Source organism: Nitrosomonas sp., assembly GCF_024282095.1.
Lineage (GTDB): Bacteria > Pseudomonadota > Gammaproteobacteria > Burkholderiales > Nitrosomonadaceae > Nitrosomonas.
Window position 1 is genome coordinate 1 of the sequence record NZ_JAMWZS010000074.1, and the last position, 3617, is coordinate 3617.

The 3617-nt window shown below is 46.7% G+C and carries 2 protein-coding genes; both read left to right on the forward strand.

The annotated features are described in order from the left end of the window. Positions 1–214: 214 nt before the first annotated feature. Positions 215–1456 carry a TraB/GumN family protein gene (locus tag Q0K92_RS12870; RefSeq protein WP_297326196.1) on the forward strand — a complete coding sequence of 414 codons (1242 nt, stop codon included), beginning with the start codon at positions 215–217 and terminating at the stop codon, positions 1454–1456. Positions 1457–1605: 149 nt separating this feature from the next. Next, positions 1606–3456, forward strand: a complete 1851-nt coding sequence (locus Q0K92_RS12875; RefSeq protein WP_297326197.1) for an ABC transporter ATP-binding protein — start codon at positions 1606–1608, stop codon at positions 3454–3456. Positions 3457–3617 lie beyond the last annotated feature (161 nt).

A 3617-nucleotide genomic window follows, 5' to 3' on the forward strand; every position in this document is an offset into this window, starting at 1 on the left:
AGAGAAATTACGAAAGCATGGTCGCTATGGCATGTGGGTATCTATGGTTACCTATGTGAAATGTCAACAGACCCTAAGAAAAATAAAATTTATTTATATCTGCGATGGATCGAATTTCGTTTTAAGTATCGGCGTGATAATCTTTACTTTGCAGTACTTAAAATTAGCATGTATAAACCCACTTCAACTTCCTAAGACTCTTAAATACTAGCTGATGAACAAATTAGAAGAATGCGATATAGAATTATCGAAAGAAAACAATGGACAAACCGAGCCTATTAAAACTGTGACAGTGAATAATTGTGCTATCACATTACTGGGAACTGCGCATGTTTCAAAAGCCAGTGCAGATAAAGTTCAAGAGCTGATTGCGACAGGAAGTTATGATGCTGTGGCTGTTGAGTTGTGTCCAAGTCGTCATAAAGTAATCGTTAATCCCGACGCGATGGCTCAGATGGACTTGTTTCAGGTGATCAAAAACGGTCAGGCCAGCATGGTTGCTGCCAGCCTTGCATTAGGTGCCTTTCAGCAACGCATGGCGGAACAGTTAGGCATTGAACCGGGCGCCGAGATGCGTGTTGCGATCAAAGATGCACAAACAGCCAAGTTGCCGGTTTTGTTGATCGATCGTGAAATCGGTACGACCATGAAACGGATTTATCACAATGTGCCGTGGTGGAAGCGTATTCATTTGTTCGCCGGTTTGATCGCCAGTGTGATCAGTAAAGAGAAATTCAGTGCCGCTGAAATCGAGAAATTAAAAGAAGGCGATGTGCTGGAAAGTTCTTTCTCACAGTTTGCGGAAAACGAGAAAGATTTATTCCGACCGCTTATCAGTGAACGGGACGAATATATGTCAGCCCGCCTCATTAAAGAATGTAAGGAAAATAACTATCAGCACATTCTGGTAGTAATCGGCGCCGGTCACCTGAACGGCATGGTACAACAACTTGAAACGCAAAGCATTACCAATCCGGATGAGAGAATTGCACAACTGGATACCATTCCGCCGTCATCGCAATGGCTCAAGTTGATTCCCTGGATAATTGTTGTTTTCATTCTGGCGGGCTTTGCGATCGGTTTTATGCGCAGCCCGGAAATCGGTATCAGTATGATCGTTGAATGGATAGTGATCACCGGCGGACTGTCTGCAGCAGGAACGGCGATCGCTTTTGGTCACCCACTGTCTATTTTGAGTGCTTTTCTGGCGGCTCCGCTGACTACGCTACATCCAGCCATTGGCGCGGGCATGGTTGTCGCTGCCGTCGAAGCTTATTTGCGCAAACCGAAGGTCAGTGATTTTAATCGACTCAGAAATGATACGACCAGCTTGAAAGGCTGGTGGAATAATCAGGTGACACGAATTTTGCTGATTTTTATATTTTCGTCATTGGGCGCTGCAATGGGCACTTATGTGGCTGGGTTCAGGATATTCGAGCAACTTAGCAGCAGTTAAATAAAGGGCGGCTCTAACAATCCAAACTTCGTTACAATGTTTCGTTACTCACAAGAAATGTTTCCTTACATATCAATAATATGCTACGTCAACATTTTTTTCGCGCCTTGCTTTGTTTAGAATTTTGAATTTCTAGAGGTACCCTGAACATGTTCGATTTCTTCGAACGCCTAATAAACCCTTACCCGCCGGAGCATCCTGCTGAACCACCACAGGGGCTCTATCAGTTTTGTCGCCACTATATTCAGGGGATTGAGCTTTATTTGGTTTTGCTGGCGCTATTGACCACTTGCCTGGCAATCAGTGAAGCCATGCTATATGGCGTGCTGGGGCAAATGGTCGATTGGCTGGCGGAAAAAGAACCCGCACATTTCCTGGAAGAGGAATGGCCAACTTTGCTGGTCATGTCGGTATTCATCCTGATAGTGATTCCACTTCTGGTGCTGCTGCATTCATTAGTGATCCACCAGACACTAATGGGCAATTTACCGATGCGGGTCAGGTGGTTATCACATCGATATTTGCTCAATCAAAGCTACACTTTCTTTCAGCATGAATTCAGTGGCCGGATTGCCACCAAAGTGATGCAAACCGCGCTGTCGGTACGGGAAACGGTGATGAAACTGCTCGATGTCATGCTGTTTGTCACTGTGTATCTCACCACCACATTCATGTTGGTGCTCAATGCCGATCCGCGGTTATGCTTGCCGTTACTGGCATGGCTGCTTTTGTACATTGGTATTCTGTGCCATTTTGTGCCGCAACTAAAACGCGTCTCCACTTTGCAGGCCGATGCACGCTCTCTGATGACGGGGCGTATTGTCGACAGTTATACCAATATACTGACACTCAAGCTATTTTCCGGAAGCCAGCGGGAGTCTGCTTACGCCAAGGCCGGCATGGAAGAATTCATGTCCACGGTCCATCCGCAAATGCGTCTCTCGACCGGGCTTAATGCCTGCGTGTGGATTATCAACATGCTGCTGGTATTCGTGACGGGAGCGTTTGGGATTCATTTGTGGCAGCAAGGCGCCATCGGCCCAGGGGCTATCGCGATTGTCATGAGTCTGGCAATCCGGCTGACCGGCATGTCACATTGGGTCATGTGGGAAGTCAACGCGTTGTTTGAAAACATCGGTACAGTACAGGATGGGATCAATACACTCTCCAAACCCCAGAATGTCACCGATGCACCGAATGCGGATAGACTACAAGTGCATCACGGCGCAATCCATTTTAATCATGTTTGCTTTTCCTATCATTCGGATCAGCAGGGATCTCGTAGTATTTTTGACGATCTGAGTTTACATATCACCGCCGGCGAGAAAGTGGGAATCGTTGGCCGTTCAGGCGCCGGCAAATCAACCTTCGTTAACCTGTTACTCAGATTTTATGACATCCAGCAAGGCAGTATCACCATCGATGGACAAGATATTCGCACAGTAACCCAGGATAGCCTGCGTGCCAATATTGCCATGGTGACGCAAGATACGTCGCTGCTACATCGTTCGGTGCGTGACAATATTCTGTTTGGCAAACCGGATGCTACCGATGCACAGATGATTGCGGTAGCCAAACAAGCCCAGGCGCATGAATTCATCCAAACATTGCGGGATATCAAAGGTCGAACCGGTTATGATGCGCACGTGGGCGAACGTGGCGTTACGCTCTCCGGCGGACAGCGGCAACGCATTGCCATTGCCCGGGTGCTGTTAAAGAATGCACCTATCCTGGTGCTGGATGAAGCCACCTCGGCACTGGATTCCGAGGTGGAAGCCAGTATTCAGCAAAGCTTGTATCAACTGATGGAAGGTAAAACGGTCATAGCCATCGCACATCGACTATCTACGATTGCAGCAATGGATCGACTGATCGTATTTGATAAAGGCCGTATTGTTGAACAGGGCAGTCACGCTAAACTGATCGCCAATAATCAGCTATACGCGCAATTATGGAATCATCAGTCGGGTGGTTTTTTAGGGCTGCTCGAAAATGAATAAACATGTGCTGAGCGGCATGGTAGCTGATGATTGGACAAATGTGGTATCGGATAAGCTGATTGGGCGTTGCTGTTGAATTGCCAGAAAATTAAGCACTATCCGATAGATATCAAGCAAATATTTTTTAGAATGCTATGGTTTTTGTACTGACGTTATTGATC